General features: G+C 71.8%; 16 protein-coding genes. 6 read left to right on the top strand and 10 right to left on the bottom strand.

Features of this window, described 5'->3' with window-relative positions:
- Nucleotides 1-352 precede the first annotated feature (352 nt).
- Nucleotides 353-2,392: an APC family permease gene (locus tag I5G_RS08655; protein WP_022878704.1), complete on the bottom strand. Its 2,040-nt coding sequence runs from the start codon at nt 2,390-2,392 to the stop codon at nt 353-355.
- Between the two features lie 183 nt (nt 2,393-2,575).
- On the opposite strand from I5G_RS08655, the gene I5G_RS08650 reads away from it, so the two are divergent.
- Nucleotides 2,576-3,643 carry a VanZ family protein gene (locus I5G_RS08650; RefSeq protein WP_022878703.1) on the top strand — a complete coding sequence of 356 codons (1,068 nt, stop codon included), beginning with the start codon at nt 2,576-2,578 and terminating at the stop codon, nt 3,641-3,643.
- A gap of 158 nt (nt 3,644-3,801) precedes the next feature.
- Here I5G_RS08650 and I5G_RS08645 read toward each other — a convergent pair whose 3' ends face one another.
- The 3 genes from I5G_RS08645 to I5G_RS08635 are packed head-to-tail and all read right to left on the bottom strand — an operon-like array spanning nt 3,802 to nt 6,497.
- A complete protein-coding gene (locus tag I5G_RS08645; protein WP_022878702.1) occupies nt 3,802-4,677 on the bottom strand; it encodes a neutral zinc metallopeptidase in 876 nt (291 codons plus the stop codon).
- 55 nt (nt 4,678-4,732) lie between these two features.
- Nucleotides 4,733-5,236, bottom strand: coding sequence for a hypothetical protein (locus tag I5G_RS08640; RefSeq protein ID WP_022878701.1), 504 nt, complete (start codon nt 5,234-5,236; stop codon nt 4,733-4,735).
- A 46-nt stretch (nt 5,237-5,282) separates the two neighbouring features.
- A complete protein-coding gene (locus tag I5G_RS08635) occupies nt 5,283-6,497 on the bottom strand; it encodes an amidohydrolase (RefSeq protein WP_022878700.1) in 1,215 nt (404 codons plus the stop codon).
- A gap of 189 nt (nt 6,498-6,686) precedes the next feature.
- On the opposite strand from I5G_RS08635, the gene I5G_RS08630 reads away from it, so the two are divergent.
- Entirely contained in the window at nt 6,687-7,880 is a 1,194-nt protein-coding gene (locus tag I5G_RS08630; protein WP_022878699.1) for an NAD(P)/FAD-dependent oxidoreductase, read from the top strand.
- A 63-nt stretch (nt 7,881-7,943) separates the two neighbouring features.
- A complete protein-coding gene (locus I5G_RS23995; RefSeq protein ID WP_022878698.1) occupies nt 7,944-9,122 on the top strand; it encodes a DUF4190 domain-containing protein in 1,179 nt (392 codons plus the stop codon).
- A 248-nt stretch (nt 9,123-9,370) separates the two neighbouring features.
- Here the strand turns inward: I5G_RS23995 and I5G_RS08615 are convergent, their stop codons facing one another.
- Nucleotides 9,371-10,372 (bottom strand): LacI family DNA-binding transcriptional regulator, encoded by a 1,002-nt coding sequence (locus I5G_RS08615; RefSeq protein ID WP_022878697.1) that lies wholly within the window; start codon nt 10,370-10,372, stop codon nt 9,371-9,373.
- Nucleotides 10,373-10,400: 28 nt separating this feature from the next.
- The gene (locus I5G_RS08610) at nt 10,401-12,080 is read right to left on the bottom strand and encodes a glycoside hydrolase family 13 protein (protein ID WP_022878696.1); all 1,680 of its coding nucleotides are present in this window, start codon (nt 12,078-12,080) and stop codon (nt 10,401-10,403) included.
- Nucleotides 12,081-12,303: 223 nt separating this feature from the next.
- Here I5G_RS08610 and I5G_RS08605 point away from each other — a divergent pair, with 223 nt between their 5' ends.
- Nucleotides 12,304-12,828 (top strand): adenine phosphoribosyltransferase, encoded by a 525-nt coding sequence (locus I5G_RS08605; protein ID WP_022878695.1) that lies wholly within the window; start codon nt 12,304-12,306, stop codon nt 12,826-12,828.
- 117 nt (nt 12,829-12,945) lie between these two features.
- Here the strand turns inward: I5G_RS08605 and I5G_RS21475 are convergent, their stop codons facing one another.
- The 4 genes from I5G_RS21475 to uraD all read right to left on the bottom strand — a co-directional run bounded on the left by I5G_RS21475 (nt 12,946) and on the right by uraD (nt 16,567).
- Complete coding sequence (locus I5G_RS21475; protein WP_022878694.1) at nt 12,946-14,193, bottom strand: sodium/hydrogen exchanger; 1,248 nt, start codon at nt 14,191-14,193, stop codon at nt 12,946-12,948.
- A gap of 335 nt (nt 14,194-14,528) precedes the next feature.
- The gene (gene hpxO / locus I5G_RS08595) at nt 14,529-15,713 is read right to left on the bottom strand and encodes an FAD-dependent urate hydroxylase HpxO (protein WP_022878693.1); all 1,185 of its coding nucleotides are present in this window, start codon (nt 15,711-15,713) and stop codon (nt 14,529-14,531) included.
- 9 nt (nt 15,714-15,722) lie between these two features.
- Nucleotides 15,723-16,043 carry a hydroxyisourate hydrolase gene (uraH, locus tag I5G_RS08590; protein WP_022878692.1) on the bottom strand — a complete coding sequence of 107 codons (321 nt, stop codon included), beginning with the start codon at nt 16,041-16,043 and terminating at the stop codon, nt 15,723-15,725.
- The gene (gene uraD / locus I5G_RS21470; protein WP_022878691.1) at nt 16,040-16,567 is read right to left on the bottom strand and encodes a 2-oxo-4-hydroxy-4-carboxy-5-ureidoimidazoline decarboxylase; all 528 of its coding nucleotides are present in this window, start codon (nt 16,565-16,567) and stop codon (nt 16,040-16,042) included. Before uraD ends, uraH begins: the two co-directional genes overlap by 4 nt.
- 676 nt (nt 16,568-17,243) lie before the next feature.
- Here uraD and allB point away from each other — a divergent pair.
- Together allB and I5G_RS08575 are read left to right on the top strand one after the other, a co-directional pair.
- The gene (gene allB / locus I5G_RS08580) at nt 17,244-18,572 is read left to right on the top strand and encodes an allantoinase AllB (protein ID WP_036327147.1); all 1,329 of its coding nucleotides are present in this window, start codon (nt 17,244-17,246) and stop codon (nt 18,570-18,572) included.
- Entirely contained in the window at nt 18,569-19,708 is a 1,140-nt protein-coding gene (locus I5G_RS08575) for an acetamidase/formamidase family protein (RefSeq protein ID WP_022878689.1), read from the top strand. Before allB ends, I5G_RS08575 begins: the two co-directional genes overlap by 4 nt.
- The last annotated feature ends 65 nt before the right edge of the window (nt 19,709-19,773 follow it).

Genomic DNA, 19,773 nt, shown 5'->3' with positions numbered 1-19,773 from the left:
GCGTGACAAACCCACTGCAGCGTGCGGCGGTTTCGTCAGGCAGCTGCAGTCTCGGTGTCGGGGTCCGGGTAAGGGCGCCGGGCCGAGGCCCGCCGCCGGGGAGGCCGCGAGACTGCACGCGCGTGACAAACCCACTGCAGCGTGCGGCGGTTTCGTCAGGCAGCTGCAGTCTCGGCGTCGAGGTCCGGGTCGAGGGCGCCGGGCCGAGGCCCGCCGCCGGGGGGGCGCGAGACTGCACGCGCGTGACAAACCCACTGCAGCGTGCGGCGGTCTCGTCAGTCAGCTGCGGTTTCGGCGTCGGGGCTCAGCGCCCGACACCCCGCCGGAACGCCCCGGGCCGCCCGACCGCGGCTCAGGAGCCCGAGCCGCGCGGCGCCTTCGGACGGTGGGCGGGGACCTCAGCCACGGGCTGGCCGCCGCGCTGCTGGCCCGGGAGCGGGCGGGAGCGGCGACCGTAGATGACCTCGGACGAGTCGAGCAGCCACGGCACGAGGGTGATCGAGACGCCGTGCACGAGCATGAGCTGCTGCGCGAGGCGGCGCGAGCGGCGGTTGTGGAGGATCGACTCCCACCAGTGCCCGACGATGAACTGCGGCAGGTACACCGTGACGACCGCGGAGCCGTGCTTCTCGCGGTACGACTTGATGAACGACGTCACCGGCGACGTGTACGTGCGGTACGGCGACTCGATGATGACGAGCGGGATGGGCATGTCGTGCTCCGCCCACTCCTTCTGCAGGCCCGCGGCATCCTCTTCCGAGATCGCGACGTGGACCGCGAGCGTCTTGTCGTGCTTGGCGGCGAGGGCGTAGTCGATGGCCTTCACGACCGGCTTCTGCAGGCGGTTCACCAGGATGATCGCCACGTCGCCGGACGAACCGAAGTGCACCGTGTCATCCATGCGGATCTCGTGCTCGACGTCGCGGTAGTAGCGGTTCACACCGAGCATCAGGGTCGCGAGGATCGGGATCGCGATGAACACGAGCCACGCGCCGTGCGTGAACTTCGTGATCGTGACGATGAGCAGCACGAGCACAGTGAAGGTCGCGCCGAGCGAGTTGATCCACAGACCCGAGATCGCCGAACGGCGCTCGTACCGCGCGCTCTGCTGGCGGGCGGCGTCGGGGGAGAGGGCGCGGAGTCCCGCGAGCGTCCGCCGCCAGTGCTTGACCATGCCGATCTGCCCGAGCGAGAACGACACGAACACACCGATGATGTACAGCTGGATCAGGGTCGTGAGGTTCGCCTGGTAGACGATCAGCACGCCGATGGCGACGATGCCGAGGATCACCATGCCGTTCGAATACACGAGGCGGTCGCCGCGGGTGTTGAGGGCCTTGGGGGCGTAGCCGTCGCGGGCGAGAACGGCGCCCAGCAGCGGGAAGCCGTTGAACGCGGTGTTGGCCGCGAGCAGCAGCACGCACGCGGTGGCGGCCTGGATGATGAAGAACGGGATGCTGTTCATGCCGAAGGTGGCGGCGGCCACCTGCGCCATGAGGCTCGGCTGCGGATTGTTCGCGCAGTCGAAGCCGATGAGGTTGCAGGGGTTCTCGGCATAGTGCACGCCGGAGAGCAGGGCGAGCAGCGTCAGGCCGACGAACAGCGCGATGGCGATGCCGCCCATGAGGGTCAGCGTCGTCTGGGCGTTGCGGATCTTCGGCTTCCGGAACGCGGGCACGCCGTTGGACACGGCCTCCACACCGGTGAGGGCCGAGCAGCCGCTGGAGAACGCGCGCAGCACGAGGAGGATCATCGCGGCCTGCGTCATCGATTCCGCTTGGACGTCGTAGTTCGCGCTGGATGCCACGGGCACATCGCCGAACAGGGTGCGGGCGAGGCCCACGACGATCATGACGCCCACCGACCCGATGAACAGGTACGTCGGGATCGCGAACACCGACGACGCCTCGCGGACGCCGCGGAGGTTCACGATGACGATGAGGATGACGAACCCGACGGCGATCTCGACGCGGAAGTCGTTGATCTCGGGCAGCGCCGAGATGATGTTGTCGACTCCGGATGCCACCGATACGGCGACCGTGAGCACGTAGTCGACCAGCAGCGCGGCGGCGACCACCACACCGGGGACTTCGCCGAGGTTCTTGCTCGCGACCTCGTAGTCGCCACCGCCCGAGGGGTACGCCTTGATGAGTTGGCGGTAGCTCAGGACGACGACGACGAGCAGCACCACGACGGCCGCGGCGACCCACGGGCTGAGCGTCAGCAGCGCCGTTCCGCCGATGAGCAGGATCATCAGCAGCTCCTGTGGCGCGTAGGCCACGGAGGAGAGTGCGTCGGAGGCGAAGATGGGGAGGGCCATCTTCTTGGGCAGGAGCTGCTCGTCGAGTTTTTCCGACGTGAGAGGCTCGCCGATCAGGATGCGCTTGGCCATCGGCGTCTGTTCGCCGGGCTCGCGACTTTCGTCAGTCACGGCGCGCGACATTACGCGTCCTGCCGCCCGTATGCAATCTGACCCGCGGGTCGTTCACCGGGTGGTAGTCCACTGGCGAGACACAATACGGCCCGTAACGACCGCAACTCCGTGGGCCAGACATGTATTCCCTAGGATTCCCGGGTGCACAACATCGTCGGATCCGGGCTCCTCGCGGTGCTGCTCGGCGGTGTCGTCGCGGTGCTCGCGTTCGTCCCGTTCGTCGCGGTCAGCTACCGCCGTCGCGGCGGTCTGTCGTTCGGGCGCAGCGTGCTGTGGGCGGGCGCCGCGGTCTACTTCTGGGCGATCTGGACGTACACGCTGGTGCCCCTCCCCGACAGCGACGACTACCGCTGCGCGGGCACGAACCTCCGTCCCTTCCAGTTCATCGACGAGATCCGCGAGGCCGTGGCCGTCTCCGGCCGCTACCTGACGGATCCGGTCGTGCTCCAGGTGGCGCTCAACGTGCTCCTGTTCGTGCCGCTCGGCTTCTTCCTGCGCGTGCTCGGGGGACGTGGCATCCTGATCGCCGGTCTCGTCGGACTCGCGGTGAGCGGGGTGATCGAGACGACGCAGCTGACGGGTGTCTGGGGCGTGTTCCCCTGCGCCTACCGGGTGTTCGACGTGGACGACCTCATCGCGAACACCTCCGGCGCTCTTCTGGGGTCGCTCGTCGCCTTCGCCGTGCCGAAGAAGTACCGCGGGGCGGAGAAGACCCCGGATGCCGACCTCCCCCGTCCCGTCACGCGCGGGCGCCGGGTGCTCGGCATCCTGTGCGACGTGCTCGGCGTCGGTCTGCTGCAGTCGGGCGTCGCCGTGGCGCTGCAGGCGGTGCTGGTCGTGCTGTTCGAGGACCCGGGCCGCACGGGCCCGCTCTCGTCGGCGGTGGGGACGGCCGTCGCCGCGGTCGTGTGGCTCGCGGTGATCCTCGCCACCGGGCGTTCGGTCGGCGACCTCGCGACGCGCGTGCGTTACACGAACGGCGTGCTGCCCGAGTGGCTGGCGCGCGCGCTGCGCTTCCTCACCGGTGCCGCGTCGTACTCGGTGCTCGAGACGCTGCCCGCCCCGTGGGGTCTCCTGTCGGGACTCCTGCTGCTGGCAACCCTGGTGCTGCTGTTCGTGTGGAAGGACGGCCGCGGCCTCACCGGCTGGATCGGCCGGCGGCGCCTCGTCGACGACCGCGCCGGCGTGGTGACCCCGACGGTCCTCTGAGTCCCGACCCGCGGGCTCGGCCCGGGCCGTCGTGCGGAGTTCGTCGGCGACGCGCCGGGCAGGTGGCATCCGGGTCGGCGTGTCGGGTGCGAACTCCGCGGGACGGCGCGGCGCGGGCCGTGGGTGAGGACGCCGCGGGACAGGAGGGCAGCCTCGACCTACAGGCTCCCCGCCGCGACCGAGAACGTGTCGCACGCGTTGACGCCGCCGGCGCGACCCGCTTCGAACCACCGCTGCCGCTGCTCGCTCGAGCCGTGGGTCCAGCTCTCCGGGTTCACCACTCCGCCGGACTCGGCCTGGATGTGGTCGTCGCCCACCGCCGCCGCGGCGGCCAGGGCGTTCGTGATCTGCTCAGTGGTGGGCGGCTCGAGGTACGGCGTGCCGCTCTCGTCGACCTGGTCGGCCGCATCGGCGACCCAGGCGCCCGCGAAGCAGTCGGCCTGCAGCTCGGTGCGGACGCCGTTGCTCGCCGGTCCCGTGCCGTTGTTCGGGTACTGGTCCATCACGCCGATGAGGTTCTGCACGTGATGGCCGTACTCGTGCGCGAGCACGTACAGCTGCGCGAGCGGCCCGGCGTTCGTGTCGAACTGCTGCCGCAGCACCGCGAAGAACGTCGGGTCGATGTAGACCGTCTGGTCGGGCGGGCAGTAGAACGGCCCGGTCGCGTTCGACGCGGTGCCGCACTGCGTCGAGGTCGCGCCGTCGACGATGATCAGCTGCGGCTTGTTGTACCCCTCGACCGTCTTGCCCCAGAACTGGTCGAGATTGAGCGATGCGGCGGCGAGTCGGCAGTCGTCGTTGCTGTTGGCGTCCTGACCCGTCTCGCAGTTCGCGATGCGCTCGCCGCCGGTCTGCGGCGCCGCTGCGCCGCCTCCGCCGCCCACGAGGCCGGTGAGATCGGTGCCCGTGAACAGCGAGATGAGCAGCACCACGATGCCCCCGAGGCCCACCGCGCCGCCGCCGACGGCGGCCACGGTGCCACCGCGGCGCTTCGCTGAATTACCGCCGACGCGGGCGTTGTCGTTGAACGTCACGCCGGAGACCGTAGCGCGCGGGCCGCGCCCGCGGAGGGGGGTTGAAACGCGGGCGTCAGCCGTTCGCGCCCATCGGGTGCGTCGTGATGTCGAACGTCGTGAACGGGAACGGGATGAAGATCGAGTAGTTGTTCCAGTCCTCTACGCGGAGCGTCGTGATCGCCCAGTACCCGACGACGAACGTGACGAGAGTGAGCACCACGATCACCATGCGGGCGTTGTTGATGATGCGGAGCGCCCGGTCGACGGTGTCCGCGCGCCCGAGGATCCGGGTCAGCGACGACAGCACCACCAGGGCGATCGCGACGTAGACGAGCGGACTCGCGCTCATGACGACGGAACCGCACATCGGGGCCACGTCGGTCGCGCGTCCGTCGGCGTCGAGGAAGCCTCCGCTCCCGGTGACGCCGCCCGAGCAGCTGCCCATCGAGCCTTTCAGGAACAGCGCCAGCATCGTCGCCGCGACGATGGCCCAGACCAGGAGCGACCGGATGCCGACCACGATCTCGGCGCCCGGAAGCAGGGCGTTCCCGTCGGTTTCGTTCTGCGTGATGGTCATGGATGGCCCCCCGGAGGTTCCTTCCACCCTCACACGGACGGGCTGATCAGTCCAGGAATTCCCGCGCCGCGACGACGAGGTTCTCGACGCCGCGGTCGATCGTGGGCTGCATCACGGGGGCGAAGAACGGCGAGTGGTTGGTCGGGATGTCCCGTTCGACCGTGCCGCCGGCCATGGCATCCGCGAAGGTCTGCGGATCCACACCGCCCCAGAACCAGAACACGAGCGGGGCGCCGGATTCGCGCGCGAACCACGACACATCCTCGCTGCCGGTGAACATGCCCGGGTCGACGACGCTGCCCTCACCGAACGCCCGACGGAAGGCCCCGGTCAGGCGGGAGGTGGCATCCGGATCGTTGATCGTGGGCGGCAGGGTGTGGTCGGTCGTGATGGTGGGGGTCTTCTCGGCTCCGGATGCCTCGGCCTCGGCGCGGATGATCCGCTCGACCTTGCTCATGACCCGTGCGCGCGCCTCGTCGTCGGGGTAGCGCAGGCTCAGTTCGAGCTTGGCCTCGGCCGGGATGATGTTGTTCTTGAGGCCTGCATGGATCGAGCCGACCGTGACGACGGCGACATCGCGCGGGTCGACCTCGCGCGACACGACGGTCTGCAGCCGCATGACGGTCGCGGCCGCCATGACGATCGGGTCGATCGTCGAGTGGGGGCGCGAGCCGTGACCGCCGCGGCCGTGCAGCACGACGGTGAGGCCGTCGGAGGCCGCCATCTGCGTGCCCGGCCGGACGCCGATCGTGCCCGCGGGGAGCGGCGTGACGTGCTGGCCCAGCACGATGTCGGGGCGCGGGTACCGGTCGAGCACGCCGTCGGCGATCATCGCCTGTGAACCGGCGCCGTACTCCTCGGCGGGCTGGAACACCGCGACGATCGTGCCCGACCACTCCGCGGTGGTCGCGACGAGGCGTTCGAGCGCGCCGATCAGGGCGGTGACGTGCATGTCGTGGCCGCACGCGTGCATCACGGGGACGGTGTTGCCGGCGGGGTCTGTGCCGCGCGCGGTGCTCGCGTAGGCGAGGCCCGTCTGCTCCTCGACGGGCAGGCCGTCCATGTCGGCCCGCAGCCACACGACCGGTCCGGGACCGTTGTCGATCCGCGTGACGACGCCGGTGCGGCCGACGCCCTCCTCGACCGGGAGCCCGAGGTCGGCGAGGTGCCGCGCGATGACGCCCGCGGTCCGCGTCTCCTGGAACGACAGCTCGGGGTGCGTGTGCAGGTCGGTGTAGAGGCTTTCGAGGTCGACGCTCATGCGTTCGAGCCTAGGCGTCGGGTCGGCGCGGTGTCTTGCATCGCCGAGTGTCCAAGACACGCCGCATCGACCCGACGCCATACGGCGTGTCTTGGACACTGAATCGCATTGCGCACCCCGCCGCTACCCGATGCCGCGACCGCTGTCCAGCCGCCCCGCGTGAGCCGCGGCGGCGGCGAGGCTGGCGGCATGGCCACGACACACTTCGACTACCTCATCGTCGGCGGCGGGATGGTCGCCGACACCGCCGCGCGCGGCATCCGCGAGCTCGACGCCGACGGGTCGATCGGCATCCTGAGCGACGACGTCGACGAGCCGTACACGCGTCCCGCCCTCAGCAAGAAGCTGTGGACCGACGACGAGTTCACGTGGGAGAAGGTGCCGCTCGGCACCGCCGACGACACCGGCGCCGACATCCGGCTGCGCACGCGCGCGACGGCGATCCGCCCCGAGGCGCACGAAGTGGATGCCGACGGTCAGACGTTCGCGTACGGCAAGCTGCTCCTCGCCACCGGCGGGCACCCCGTGCCCCTCCCGATCGACGATCGTTCCGGCGGCGAGCGGGCCCTCACCTTCCGCACCGCCGCGGACTACCGGCGGCTGCGCGCCCTGTCCGAGCAGGTCCGGCGCATCGCGGTCGTCGGCGGCGGGTACATCGGCTCCGAACTCGCCGCCGCGCTCGTGCAGAACGGCGTCGACACCGTCCTGATCCACACCGGCGCGGTGCTCGGCGACGCCGTGTTCCCGCCCGCGCTCGCGGAGCGGTTCGAGAAGCTGTTCCGCGACGCCGGGGTCGAGATCGTCGGGGGATCGAAGGTCGAGGGTGGAGAGGCGGATGCCGATGGCATCCGGTTGACGCTCGAGGGCGGCGACGAAGTGCGCGCGGACGCCGTGGTGAGCGGGCTCGGCATCGAGGTCGCGACCGACCTCGCCGAAGCCGCGGAACTCACCGTGGACGACGGGATCGTGGTCGACGCCCAGTTGCGGACGTCGGCCGACGACGTGTGGGCCGCCGGCGATGTCGCGAGCTACCCCGACCGACTGCTCGGTCGTCGCCGCGTCGAGCACGTCGACAACGCCAACGAGATGGGCCGTGCCGTCGGCCGGAATCTCGCCGGCGCCGCCGAGGCGTACACGCACACGCCGTACTACTACTCGGCGGTGTTCGGCATCCGGTACGAGGCCGTCGGCACGCTCGACGCGTCGCTCGACACGGTGGAGGACTGGGTCGACCCCGACCGCGGTGTCGTCTACTACCTCGATGAGGACCGGGTCGTCGGCGTGCTGCTGTGGAACGTCGAGGACGCCCGCGACGCGGCCCGCGCCGTCCTCGGCGAGGCCGACACCCTGACACGCGACGATCTGGTCGGCCGGATCCGCTGACCGCAGGGCGATAGCCTGATCGCGACCATGTCACCTGCGGGGTGACGAGATCAGGGGGCACCCGTGGTGACCGCAGAGCTGCGTCTTCTTCTTCCGCTGGACCAGGCACGGGATGCCGTCGGCTCCGCGCTGGCTGAGCAGGGCTTCGCCGTGCAGCCGACGGCCGGCGGTTCGCTCGACGTCTCGCGCGGGAGTCTCGGCACGACGATCGTCGCGGGCGCGTTCGCCGGGCAGGACATGCACGTGCGGTTCGACGTGCATTTCACCCCGGATGCCGAGGGCACCCTGGCCGCGTTCGAGCACTCCGCGGTCGGGGGTTTCTTCAAGGGCGGGGCCATCGGCGCGGCCAAGGCGGGCGATGTCGTCCGCGTCGCGGCGCACCTGGCCGGGGTGCGACTGGCGCAGCAGGGGGTCCTGGTCGGGGGTGTCCCGGACGGAGTCGTTCCCGAACCCGCCGCCGTCCCGATCGCGGGCGACCCGACGGCTTCTGCTGCTGCATACCCCGCCCCGCCGGTCGGGTCCGCGCCGGTTCCTCCGGACCTCCGGTACGGCGCTCCTGCCCCGGTTCCGGGCGCACCGCAGCGGACGAACACGGTTGCGATCGTGGCCCTGGTCCTCGGGTTCGTGTTCCCGATCGGCGGTATCGTCGCTGGCTCCGTGGCCCTCGCGCAGGTGAAGCGGACGGGGGAGAAGGGCCGCGGCCTCGCGATCGGCGGCATCGTTGCGGGCGCGGTCATGATGGTGCTGACCGTCCTCGCCGCCATCGGTCTCTTCCTCTTCTTCACGTTCGCGGCGGCAACCTCGTCCAGTGCGGGCTCCCCGGCGGATCCGTTCGTCCCGCCCAGCGACGAGACCTCCACCCAGGCCGAGGATCCCGCACAACCCGATGAGTCGTTCGCCCTCCCGGTCGGCTCGTGCCTCGACGACGTGGCCAGCGGCTTCATCACCAGCGACAACGTGCTGGACTGCGCCCAGCCCCACACCTACGAGGTGTTCTCGTCGTTCCTGGTCGACGACGGAACCTTCCCGGGCGACGACGCGCTGCAGACTCAGGCGACCGATCGGTGCGGTGCGGTGTTCGGCGACTTCGTCGGCATCCCGTACGCCGACTCGGCCCTCGACTACTCCTACGTCTCGCCGACCGCCGACACCTGGGCGCAGGGCGACCGCGAGATCCTGTGCCTGATCTACGACCCGGCGGCCGCGAGCACGACCGGATCGTTGGCGGCCTCGCAGCGCTGACACGCTGCATCCGCCGCGGTGCTGACCGGCCGCATCCGCCGGTGCGGGGCGCGCACAACTCCTGCGGTTCCGGGGCGCCGGTGCTCCGACGCGGCCTGGCGCGCGGGGTGTGCAGGAGTTGTGCCGGGCGCGCAGGCGGGGCCTGGGGCCGCGCACAACTCCGGCGGAATGGCATCCGACTTCGCCTCTGCGGGTCCGTCAGCCGCGGAATGCAGGAGTTGTGCCGGATGCCGCGCCCCGCCGCGGCCTCAGCAGCCCGGCGCCACCGCCGTCGAGCCGCGCTCGAGCAGTGCGAACGGCAGCGTGCCGCGGCGGGTGACGGGCTCGGCGCCGTCGAGTTCCGCGAGCACGGCTTCGGCCGCCCGCTCGCCCTGGCCGCGGGCGAACTGGTCGATCGTGGTCAGCCCGAACCAGCGGCCGAGGTCGTTGCCGTCGACGCCGATGATCGAGACGTCCTCGGGCACGCGCAGCCCGAGCTCCCGCGCGGCGAGCACCGCACCGATCGCCATCTCGTCCGACGCCGCGAAGATCGCCGTCGGGGGGTCGGCGCCCTCGAGCAGGTCTCGCGCCGCAGCGGATCCGCCGTCGATCGTGAAGTCACCGGCCGTGTACTGCGGCGCGGCGCCGGCGGCATCCATCTCCTCGGTGAACCCGCGCCGACGCAGGGACGGGACCGACGACACGGCGTCGGTCGTCGCGTCGGCGCCGATGTGCGCGATGCGGCGGTGTCCGAGGTCGAGCAGGTGCCGTGTGGCCAGCCGCCCCACGGCGAGGTCGTCGACGGTGAGGGTCGTGAGCAGCGGTGTCGGCCCGGCGATCGCCACGATCGGGATGCCGAGACCCCGGAGCAGCGCGGACTCGCCGCCGTCCAGCTCGAGGGCGATCGTGATCACCCCGTCGATGCGACGGCGGCGCAGGTGGTCGTCGAACACGCGGCGGCGTTCCGCGCGCTCGCCGCTGACGCTGTAGAGCGTGATGTCGTAGCCGCGTCGGACGAGCGCGTCGGAGATCCCGGCGAGCACGGTGCTGAAGAACCAGCGGTCGAGGAACGGCACGACCACGCCGATCGCGCGGGTGCGTCCGGTCGCGAGCGCCGACGCGGGCGCCGAGACGACGTACCCCAGCTCGTCCGCGGCGGCCTGCACACGCTCCCGGGTCGAGGGGGAGACGGGGCCTCGCCCGCTGAGGGCCCGCGAGACCGTGGCCGTCGACACGCCCGCCCGGCGGGCGACCTCGTCGATGCCGACCACGGTCTCGTGAATCCCGGATGCCGGCGGCTCAGGCCGCGGCGATCCAGACGGTCGTGTCGGTCGGGAGCGTGTCGCCGTCCAGCGGTCCGCTCGCGACGAGGACGTCGCCGGCCGGCAGCTCCACCGCGCCGTCGCCGAGGTTGGCGATCACGGTGACCGGCCCGTTGCGGAACGCCACGACGTCGTCGCCGTACCCGTCGAGCCACTCCAGCGACCCCGCGCCCAGGCCGTGCGCGCGGCGCTCGGCGAGCAGCGAGCGATAGAGCGAGAGAGTGGATGCCGGGTCCTCACGCTGCACGTCACGCGCGAACTCCGCCCACTCGGCGGGCTGCGGCAGCCAGGCGGCGCCGGTGTCGTTGAAGCCGTAGGCGGGGGCGTCGGCGGTCCACGGGATCGGGACGCGGCAGCCGTCGCGACCGTAGCGCTCGCCCTCGGTGCGGAACCAGGTGGGGTCCTGGCGGGCGTCGTCGGGCAGGTCGATGACCTCGGGCAGGCCGAGCTCCTCGCCCTGGTACAGGTACGACGAGCCGGGCAGCGCGAGCATCAGCGAGGTCGCCGCGCGGGCGCGACGCAGGCCCTTCACGGGGTCGGGCTTGCCGGGGGACTTCGGGCCGATGCCCGCGCCCTGCGGGTTCTCGGCCGTGAGCGCGAGGCGCGACGCGTGGCGCACGACGTCGTGGTTCGACAGGACCCACGTGCTCGGCGCGCCGACGGCGGCGTACTCGTGCAGCGACTCGGTGATCACGTCGCGGAGGGCCTCGGCATCCCACTTCGTCTCCAGGTAGGCGAAGTTGAAGGCCTGGTGCATCTCGTCGGGGCGGACCCACAGCGCCGTCTGCGCGACGGTCGGGAGCCACGCCTCGGCGCACAGCGCGCGCTCGCCGTCGTACTCGGCGAGCACCTCGTGCCACTCGCGCCACACCTCGTGCACGCCGGGCTGACCCCAGTACGGCACGCCGGCGGCGTCGCCGCCCATCGAGCCGCCCTCGGGGTCGGGCGTGAAGTCGGGGAGCCCCGCGGCCTTGATGAGACCGTGCGCGACGTCGACGCGGAACCCGTCGACGCCGCGGTCGAGCCAGAACCGCAGGATGCTCTCGAACTCCGCGCGAACTTCGGGGTTCGTCCAATCGAAGTCGGGCTGCGACTCGTCGAAGATGTGCAGGTACCACTGGCCCGGGGTGCCGTCGGCCTCGGTCACGCGCTTCCACATGCCGCCGCCGAACACGGACTCCCAGTTGTTCGGGGGCAGTTCGCCGTTCTTACCCTTGCCGTCGCGGAAGATGTACCGCGCGCGCTCGGGGCTGCCGGGGGCGGCGTTCAGTGCCTCCTGGAACCACACGTGCTGGTCGCTGGAGTGGTTCGGCACGAGATCGACGATCACCCGGATGCCACGGTCGTGGGCGCCCGCGAGCATCGCGTCGAAGTCGGCGAGGGTGCCGAAGATCGGGTCGACGTCGCGGTAGTCGGCGACGTCGTACCCCGCGTCCTTCTGCGGCGACCGCTGGAAGGGGCTGAGCCAGATGGCATCCACTCCCAGCTCCTTGAGGTCGTCGAGGTGCGCGGTGACGCCGGGCAGGTCGCCCAGGCCGTCGCCCGACGCGTCGGCGAATGAGCGGGGGTAGATCTGGTAGATGACGGCCGTCCGCCACCACTCGGACCCGGGAGCGGACTCGAGTTCGGGGCGCGCGTCCTGCTGCGTGAAAGTCATGGGTCCAGGGTAGTGCAAGCGCTTGCAGTGCGGCGAGGGGCGGCGGATCGAGTGTCCAAGACACGCCGCATCCGCCCGCGGGCTTACGGCGTGTCCTGGACACGCGCGTGGGTGACCGCCCCCGTGAAGGCTTTCGGTGTCCAGGACACGCGGACCGCGCGGCCGGGCATCCGCGTGTCCTGGACACTCGGCGGGGCCGATGCCCCGCGTCTAGGCTGGGGAGGTGCCCGACGCCTCCGCTCTCTCCCGCGCCGAATCGCTGATCGGCAGCATCCCCGACTACCCCGAGCCGGGGGTGACGTTCCGCGACATCACGCCTCTTCTGGCGGATGCCACGGCCCTGCGCGCCACGATCGACGCGCTGCTCGAGCCTTTCGCGGGCCGCTTCGACGTGGTCGCGGGCATCGAGGCGCGCGGGTTCCTGCTCGCCGGAGCCGCGGCCGTCGCGGCGGGCGTGGGGCTCGTGCCCATCCGCAAGGCGGGCAAGCTGCCGAGGCCGGCGGCATCCGTCTCCTACGCGCTCGAGTACGGAACCGCCGAGATCGAGATGCACGACGACATCCCGAACGGCACGCGCGTGCTGCTGCTCGACGACGTGCTCGCGACCGGCGGCACGCTCGAGGCCGGGCGCGCGCTCGTCGCCCGCCTGGGCGGCGAGGTCACCGGCACCGCGGTGCTGCTCGAGATCGACGCCCTCGGCGGCCGCGAGGTGCTCGGCGGCGACGTCCACACGGTCTTCCACGTCTGACCCGCGGGGCGGCAGGGCGCCGGCAGAACTCCGGCGATCACCCCTGGCATCCCGGATGTGGATGCCAGGGGCGCCGTCCCCGCAGGAGTTGTGCCGCCGCGCGGGGGGATGCCGCGCCTACCGCCCCGCGAGTTCCGGCGCCGGCTCGGGCTCGGCGCTGCGGCGCCGGAACGGCGCGGTGATCGTCGGCACGATGTCGCGCCGGTGCACGATCAGCATCGCGATGGCGATCGCGACCTGCACGGCCGAGAGCACGTAGCGGCCGGTGGTGTCGGTGACGAAGAACTGCACGGCGAAGATCGCCGCCAGTGCGACGGCTGACTGCCAGTGGAACCGCAGCGCCATGATCACGGCCACGCCCATGAGGGTCTGCGTGCCGGTGAGCACGAACTCCTCGATCTGGCGGGCGTCGAGCGGCAGCGCCGTGCTCCCGCCTCCGAAGAAATGCGCCAGCGGAAGCGAGCCGACGAGCAGGCTCCACTGGTTGATCTTCGACGCGATGAGCGTCCCGATGGCCGCGGCACCCCAGCCGCGCAACGCGAACATGACGGCGACGATGAACTCGGGAGCTTCGGATGCCAGCGGCGCGAGCCACTGCACGAGGAAGTAGCTGTCGATCCCCAGCGCGGACCCTGAGGCCACGAGCGCCTCGGCGAAGGGCTCGGCACACGCCAGGATGATCGCCGCCGCGACGACGAACAGCACGACCACGGTCCACCGCCGCGGGCGTTGCGGGAGGTCGGCGATGAGCTTGGCGGGACCGACGAACTCCTCCTCCTCCTCGTCGGTGTGCGCTTGGCTCGCGCGCCACAGGTAGAAGGCGAACGCGGCGATGAGCAGGAGACCGAACCAGATCGGGATGCTTCCGACGAGCGGGATGGTGAACGCGACGACGGCGAGCACGGCGAGGAAGCCGACGTCGAGCCGTGACTCGGTCGGCAGCTGCAGGAAGCTGCGCCGCGCGGGGTTGCCGCGTCGCAGACCCCGATTCGCGACGAGGAGCGCGACGATGACCACGAGCGGCCACCCGAAGCCCAGCAGCAGGCGGTTCGAACCGGTCATGTTCGCCGCGGCGAACTGCTCGTAGGCCGCGTCGCTTCCGGAGCGGAACGCGTAGTACAGGTCGACGGCGTACTCGGGCAGCACCGCGATGAGCGCGAGGATCGCGATCGCCAGCGCCCCCGAGATGTCCTTCTGCGCGGCCTCGGCGGCCCACGCGAGCAAGAAGCTCGCGGCCACGACGGCCGCGCCGAAGACGAGCAGGTCGAGCACCGGGTTCGGTGCGAAGCCGAACAGGCGGAACGTGATCGCCGGTGCGGCGATGAGCAGGCATACGCCGATGCGGCGCAGGAGTGCAGGGGGCAAGACGACCTCCGGTCAGTCATGACCGAAGACGGGTAGGGGTGTCCTCGGCCTGGGCGGGCCGAAGGTCTCGCTCGTCCGGTGACGGATGCCATCCGGATGGAATGCCGGGCCGTCGCCATGACGGCCAGTGTGTCGACATCTCCGCGGGCCGATCACCGGCCCGGAGCTACTCCCCTTCGCTGGGAACGAGCCTGGCCAACACCGAGTGGCGCTGCAAACCTCCCCCGAGGATTCTGAGCATTTCGGGCCGCCGAACCGCGTGTTTCCGGGGGTCGTGCGGCGGCTCACTCAGGGTTTCGAGGCCCCGAAAGTCCGGCGCCGCCGCGCTCACGGCCTCAGCGCAGCACCGACGCGCCGAGCTCGACCGGGCTGCCCTCGATGTTGCCGACGATGCCGCGGATGACGCCGGTGCCGTCCTCGCGGCGGAGGCCGTCGTACCAGGCCTGCGTGGCCTCGACGTCGAATGCGTGCGTCTCGTGCGCACGCTTGCGCGCCCGCAGCACGAGGTCGCCCGCGCGCTCGGTGCGGATGCGCTCGTACCGCTTCAGCGAATCCTCGACGCCGAGCGTCGTCGTGGCGAACACGATGCCGAGGGCGAAGCTGTCCTCGAGCGCCGAGCACGCGCCCTGCCCGATGTCGGGCGCCGTGTTGTGCGCGGCGTCGCCGAGGATCGCCACGCGCCCGCGGACCCAGGTGTGGAAAGGGTCGATGTCCCAGATCTCCACGCGGTTGAGCGAGGCGTCGGGGTCGATGGCATCCAGGAGGGCTCGGACGCCCGGCGCGCCCCACGACCCGAACGCGGTCTCGAGCGCCGCCGCGCGGTCCTCGAGCACGCCCGAGGGTCCGGGAACGTCGACGAAGAAGTAGAAGCGGTCGCCCGCGACGGGCATCACGGCGCAGCGCTTGCCGTCGCCGACGTAGGTCGTCCACTGGTGCGGCGGTCCGATGCGGGGGTCCGCCGGCACCAGGCCGTTGTAGTTCACGTAGCCGGAGTAGCGCCGCTCGGGACGGATGCCCGTGGGCTCGGTGACGTAGTCCCGCACGAGCGAGCGCGCTCCGTCGGCGCCGATGAGGAGGTCGGCCGTGTCGGTCGAACCGTCGGCGAACGTGGCGGTGACCGTCTCGCCGTCGTCGGAGACCTCGACGAGCTGCATCCCGAGGTGGATGCGGTCTGCGCCGACGGCATCCATCATCAGCGCCTGCAGGTCGGCGCGCGCGACCGGGTAGGGTCGCTGCCCGGTCTGCGAGGTGACGGATGCCAGGCTGAACCGGCACATCTCCTCGCCGGTGTGGCCGTCGTAGTAGGCCATGTCGTCCATCTGGCCGCCGAGGGCGGCGACCTCGGCACCGAGTCCGAGCCAGTTGAGCACCTTCACGCCGTTCGACCACAGCGACAGCGCGGCGCCGACCGGGCGGTTCTCGCGCATCCGGTCGTACACGACGACCTCGTGGCCGAGCTTGAGCAGCGCGAGGGCGGCGGAGGTCCCGCCGATGCCCGCGCCGATGACGATGACCTTCATGGCTCCTCCTCAGCTGCCCCGGTAGGTCGAGTACGCGAACGGGCTCAGCAGCAGCGGCACGTGCAGGTGGCCCTCGCCGCTCACGGTGAACGCGACCGTCGCGACGGGGTGGAACGACGCGACCCCGCGCGCGCGGAAGTACGCGCCGGTCCCGAACGTCAGCGCGTAGTCGCCATCGTCGAGGCGGTCGGGACCGAGCGCGAGGCGGCCGTCGGCGTCCGTGACGCCCTCGGCGATGGTCTCGCCGCCCAACAAGGCCAGCGTCACGGCGACGCCGGCCGCGGGCGTGCCGGTCGCGGCATCCAGGACGTGCGTGGTGAGGTGCGTCATTCGGCGGGCTCCGGTTCGTCGGGGACGTCGTCCGCGAGGGTGGTCCGCAGGCGCAGCAGTGCGATCTCGGCGAGCTGTCGCGTCGCTTCGAGGGTTTCGGCGTCGGGCGCGTTGCCGAGGCGTCGCTCGAGTTCGGCGCGGATCTCGCCCGGCGTCCGGCCCGCCGCGCGGATGAGGAACACGCGACCGAACCGCTCCTCGTACGCGGCGTTGCCGGCGGCGATCGCGGCGACGTCGTCGTCGGCGGCGGTGGTCATCGCGGCCTGTTCGCGACGGGATGCCGCAGCCTCGGCGTTCTCGCCGGAGACCTTCGCGCCGATGCGCGGGTGGGCGTGCAGGGCCTGGGCGAGGTCTTCCGGGGCCCAGGTGGCGGCGAGGTCTCCGGCGTAGGCGGCGAGGGCATCGACGTCTGTGTAGGGGCGACCGGCGACGACGGCGTCGACCCACCCCGGGATGTCGGCCCACACCCGGACGACGTCCGTCGCGTCGGCCGACGAGGCCGCGTTGAAGGCGGTGAGGTGCATGCCCGCAACGCTACGGGCGCCGCGTTACGGGGCTGTGGCCGGATGTGTCCGCAATGTTGCTGTGGGGAACATTTCGGGTGGGTGCGCCCGTCCTGCGGCGCGCTCGCCGTGGCCCGCCGCGTGCCGTGTGGGCCTGCGCCCGCGGCCCGCCGCGTGCCGCACTCCGGAGAAATCGGGCTGGATGCCGGAAGTCCGGGGTTCCGCGGGCCGGGAAGTGCCGAAACTCCGGAGTCTGGCACGGGCCGCGCGGGGCACCGCCAGCACCGCGTCGGCGGCCGGCCCGCGCCGTGCGGGCCTGCGCCCGGCCCCCGCCGCGTGCCGCACTCCGGAGAAATCGGGCTGGATGCCGTGAATCCGGTGTTCCGTGGGCCGGGAGGTACCGAAACTCCGGAGCCTGGCACAGGTCACGCGGCGCACCCCGGCACGGGGTCCCGGCGCGGGGTGCACCCGGGTGGACGCGCCGGTTCCTTCCGGGTTTGGGGCGGATTCCTCGCTTTGGGGCGGAGAACTCACGCCCCGAAGCGCGGATCGCGCCCCGAACCCCGCGACCACCGCCCCGAACGCCGGCGCGGCACCGGGCCCCATGCCCGCCGACCCCTCCTCCACGGGCCGAGTGTTCGCATGAATGTTGATGACGGTTACATCGGCGAAACGCGGGGCCTTTAGCGTGATCGGCATGAGCACCAGGATCGCCGCCCGCCGCACGTTCGTGGACGGGCGTTTCGTCCCCGCGACCGTCGTGATCGACGAGGGTCGCATCACGGACGTGACCGTCTTCGACCCGATGGCCGACCGTGTGCTGCCCGACGACGCCGTGCTGCTGCCGGGCCTCGTCGACTCGCACGTGCACCTCGACGAACCCGGCCGCACCGAGTGGGAGGGCTTCGCCACCGGCACCGCGGCCGCCGCGGCCGGGGGAGTGACCACCGTCGTCGACATGCCGCTGAACAGCTCGCCGGTCACGACGACCCCGGAAGCCCTGGATGCCAAGCGCGCCGCCGCCGTCGGAAAGCTCGCCGTCGACGTGGCGTACTGGGGCGGGGCGGTCCCCGAGAACCTCGGGTCGCTGCGTGCGCTGGCGGATGCCGGGGTCGTCGGGGTCAAGTGCTTCCTGTCGCCGAGCGGCATCGACGAGTTCGGACACCTGGATGCCGAGCAGCTCGAGGCGTGCCTCGCCGAGCTCGCGGAGTTCGACGGGCTGCTGATCGTGCACGCCGAGGATCCCGCGCACCTGCACGCCGACGGCGCGCTCGGTCCGCACTACGCCGACTTCGAGGCCAGCCGCCCGCCGGTCAGCGAGCGCGCGGCCATCCGCCGGGTCATCGAGGCGGCCCGCCGCACCGGCGCCCGCGCGCACATCGTGCACGTGTCCGACGGTGAGGCGCTGGACGACGTCCGTGCCGCGAAGGCCGAGGGCGTGCGCCTGACCGTCGAGACGTGCCCGCACTATCTCACGCTGGACGCCGCCGAGGTGCCCGACGGAGCCGCGGCGTTCAAGTGCTGCCCGCCGATCCGCGGCGCTGCGAACCGCGACCTGTTGTGGGCGGGGGTGGTCGACGGCACCATCGACGCCGTCGTCAGCGACCACTCGCCGGCGACGGTGGAGCTGAAGTCCAACCCCGACTTCGGCCTGGCCTGGGGCGGGATCGCGGGACTCCAGACCGGCCTGTCGTCGGTCCATACCGCGGCGCGGGGGCGTGGCATCCCGCTCGAAGACTTCCTTCCGCTCGTGACCACCGGACCCGCGCGCATCGCCGGGCTCGCGGGCCTCGGCGTGATCGCCCCCGGCGCTCCGGCGCACCTGGTGGCGTTCGCTCCCGACGAGGAGTTCGTCGTGGATGCCACGGCCCTCGAATACCGCAACCCGGTCTCGCCGTGGCACGGGCAGACGCTCACGGGCGTCGTACGCGAGACATGGCTGCGCGGGGAATCGGTGTTCCGCCGCGGCGAGCCCGTGACGGTTCGCGCGGGGCGCGAGCTCGTGACCACGGTGGTGGAGGCATGAGCGCCGTGCCGATCCTGCAGCCCGGCGTCGGGGACATCCCCGGCGACCACTACGTCCGCGCGACGCCCGACACCGTCCTGTGGGGGCGGCTTCCCTGCGCAGCCGACGCGGCGGTGCTCGAGATCGCGTCGGGTGAGACCGTCACGTTCGACACCGTGAGCCACGAGGGCATCCTCGACGATCAGGGCAAAGACCCGGCGGCGTACTTCGCTTCCCACGGTGTCCCGATGGAGCAGGTGCTCGACGACGCGATCGAGATCGCGGCATCCGTTCCCCGTGACGTGATGGCGGACGGTCCGCACGTCGTCGTCGGGCCCGTGCACGTGCGCGGCGCGCATCCGGGCGATCTGCTGAAGATCACGGTCGAGTCGCTCGCCCCGCGCGTGCCGTACGGCGTGATCTCGAACCGCCACGGCAAGGGCGCGCTCGTGGGCGAACTGCCCCGGGGGGAGCACAACGTCAGCGTGTTCGCCTCCGTCGCGGCGCGCGAGGACGGGTTGTACGGAACCCTGCCCGTCGTCGAGGGCGGTGAGCCGGTGGTCGCGTTCCCGCTCGCGCCGTTCCTCGGGACGATGGGCGTCGCGGTCGCCGGGCACGAGCGTCCGCACTCCGTCCCGCCCGGAACCCACGGCGGCAACATCGACATCAACCTGCTCGTCGAGGGGACGACGCTGTTCCTCCCCGTGCAGGTCGAGGGGGCGCTCGCGTACGTCGGCGACCCCCACTTCGCACAGGGCGACGGGGAGGTCGCGCTCACCGCGCTCGAGGCCTCGCTCCGAGCGACGCTGCGTTTCGAGGTGATCCCCGCGGATGCCGCCCGCGCGGCGTTCGGAGAGGTCGTCGGCCCGCTCGTCCGGACGCCCGAGTACCTCGTGCCGACCGGTATGGACCCCGACCTGGATGCCGCGATGCGCGCGTGCGTCCGCGCATCGCTGTCGCTCCTCGGGGGCCGCTGGGGCATGGACGAGCACCTCGCCTACGCGTACCTCAGCGCCGCGACCGACTTCGACATCTCGCAGGTCGTCGACATCGTGTCCGGCGTGCACGCCCGCATCCGCGAGGCGGACTTCGCCGGGGTGGACGCGGTGGATCCGGTGGCGCTGGGCCGCGACGACGCGCCCGGAGACGCCGCATGACCCCCGCGCTCGCCGCCGCCCTCGCCCGTGCCGAGGCCGCGGATGCCGCCGGCGCCGCCCCCGGC

Origin of the sequence: Microbacterium sp. B19, assembly GCF_000333395.1 — a bacterium.
Lineage (GTDB): Bacteria > Actinomycetota > Actinomycetes > Actinomycetales > Microbacteriaceae > Microbacterium.
This window is presented reverse-complemented; position numbering and strand designations above follow the sequence as displayed.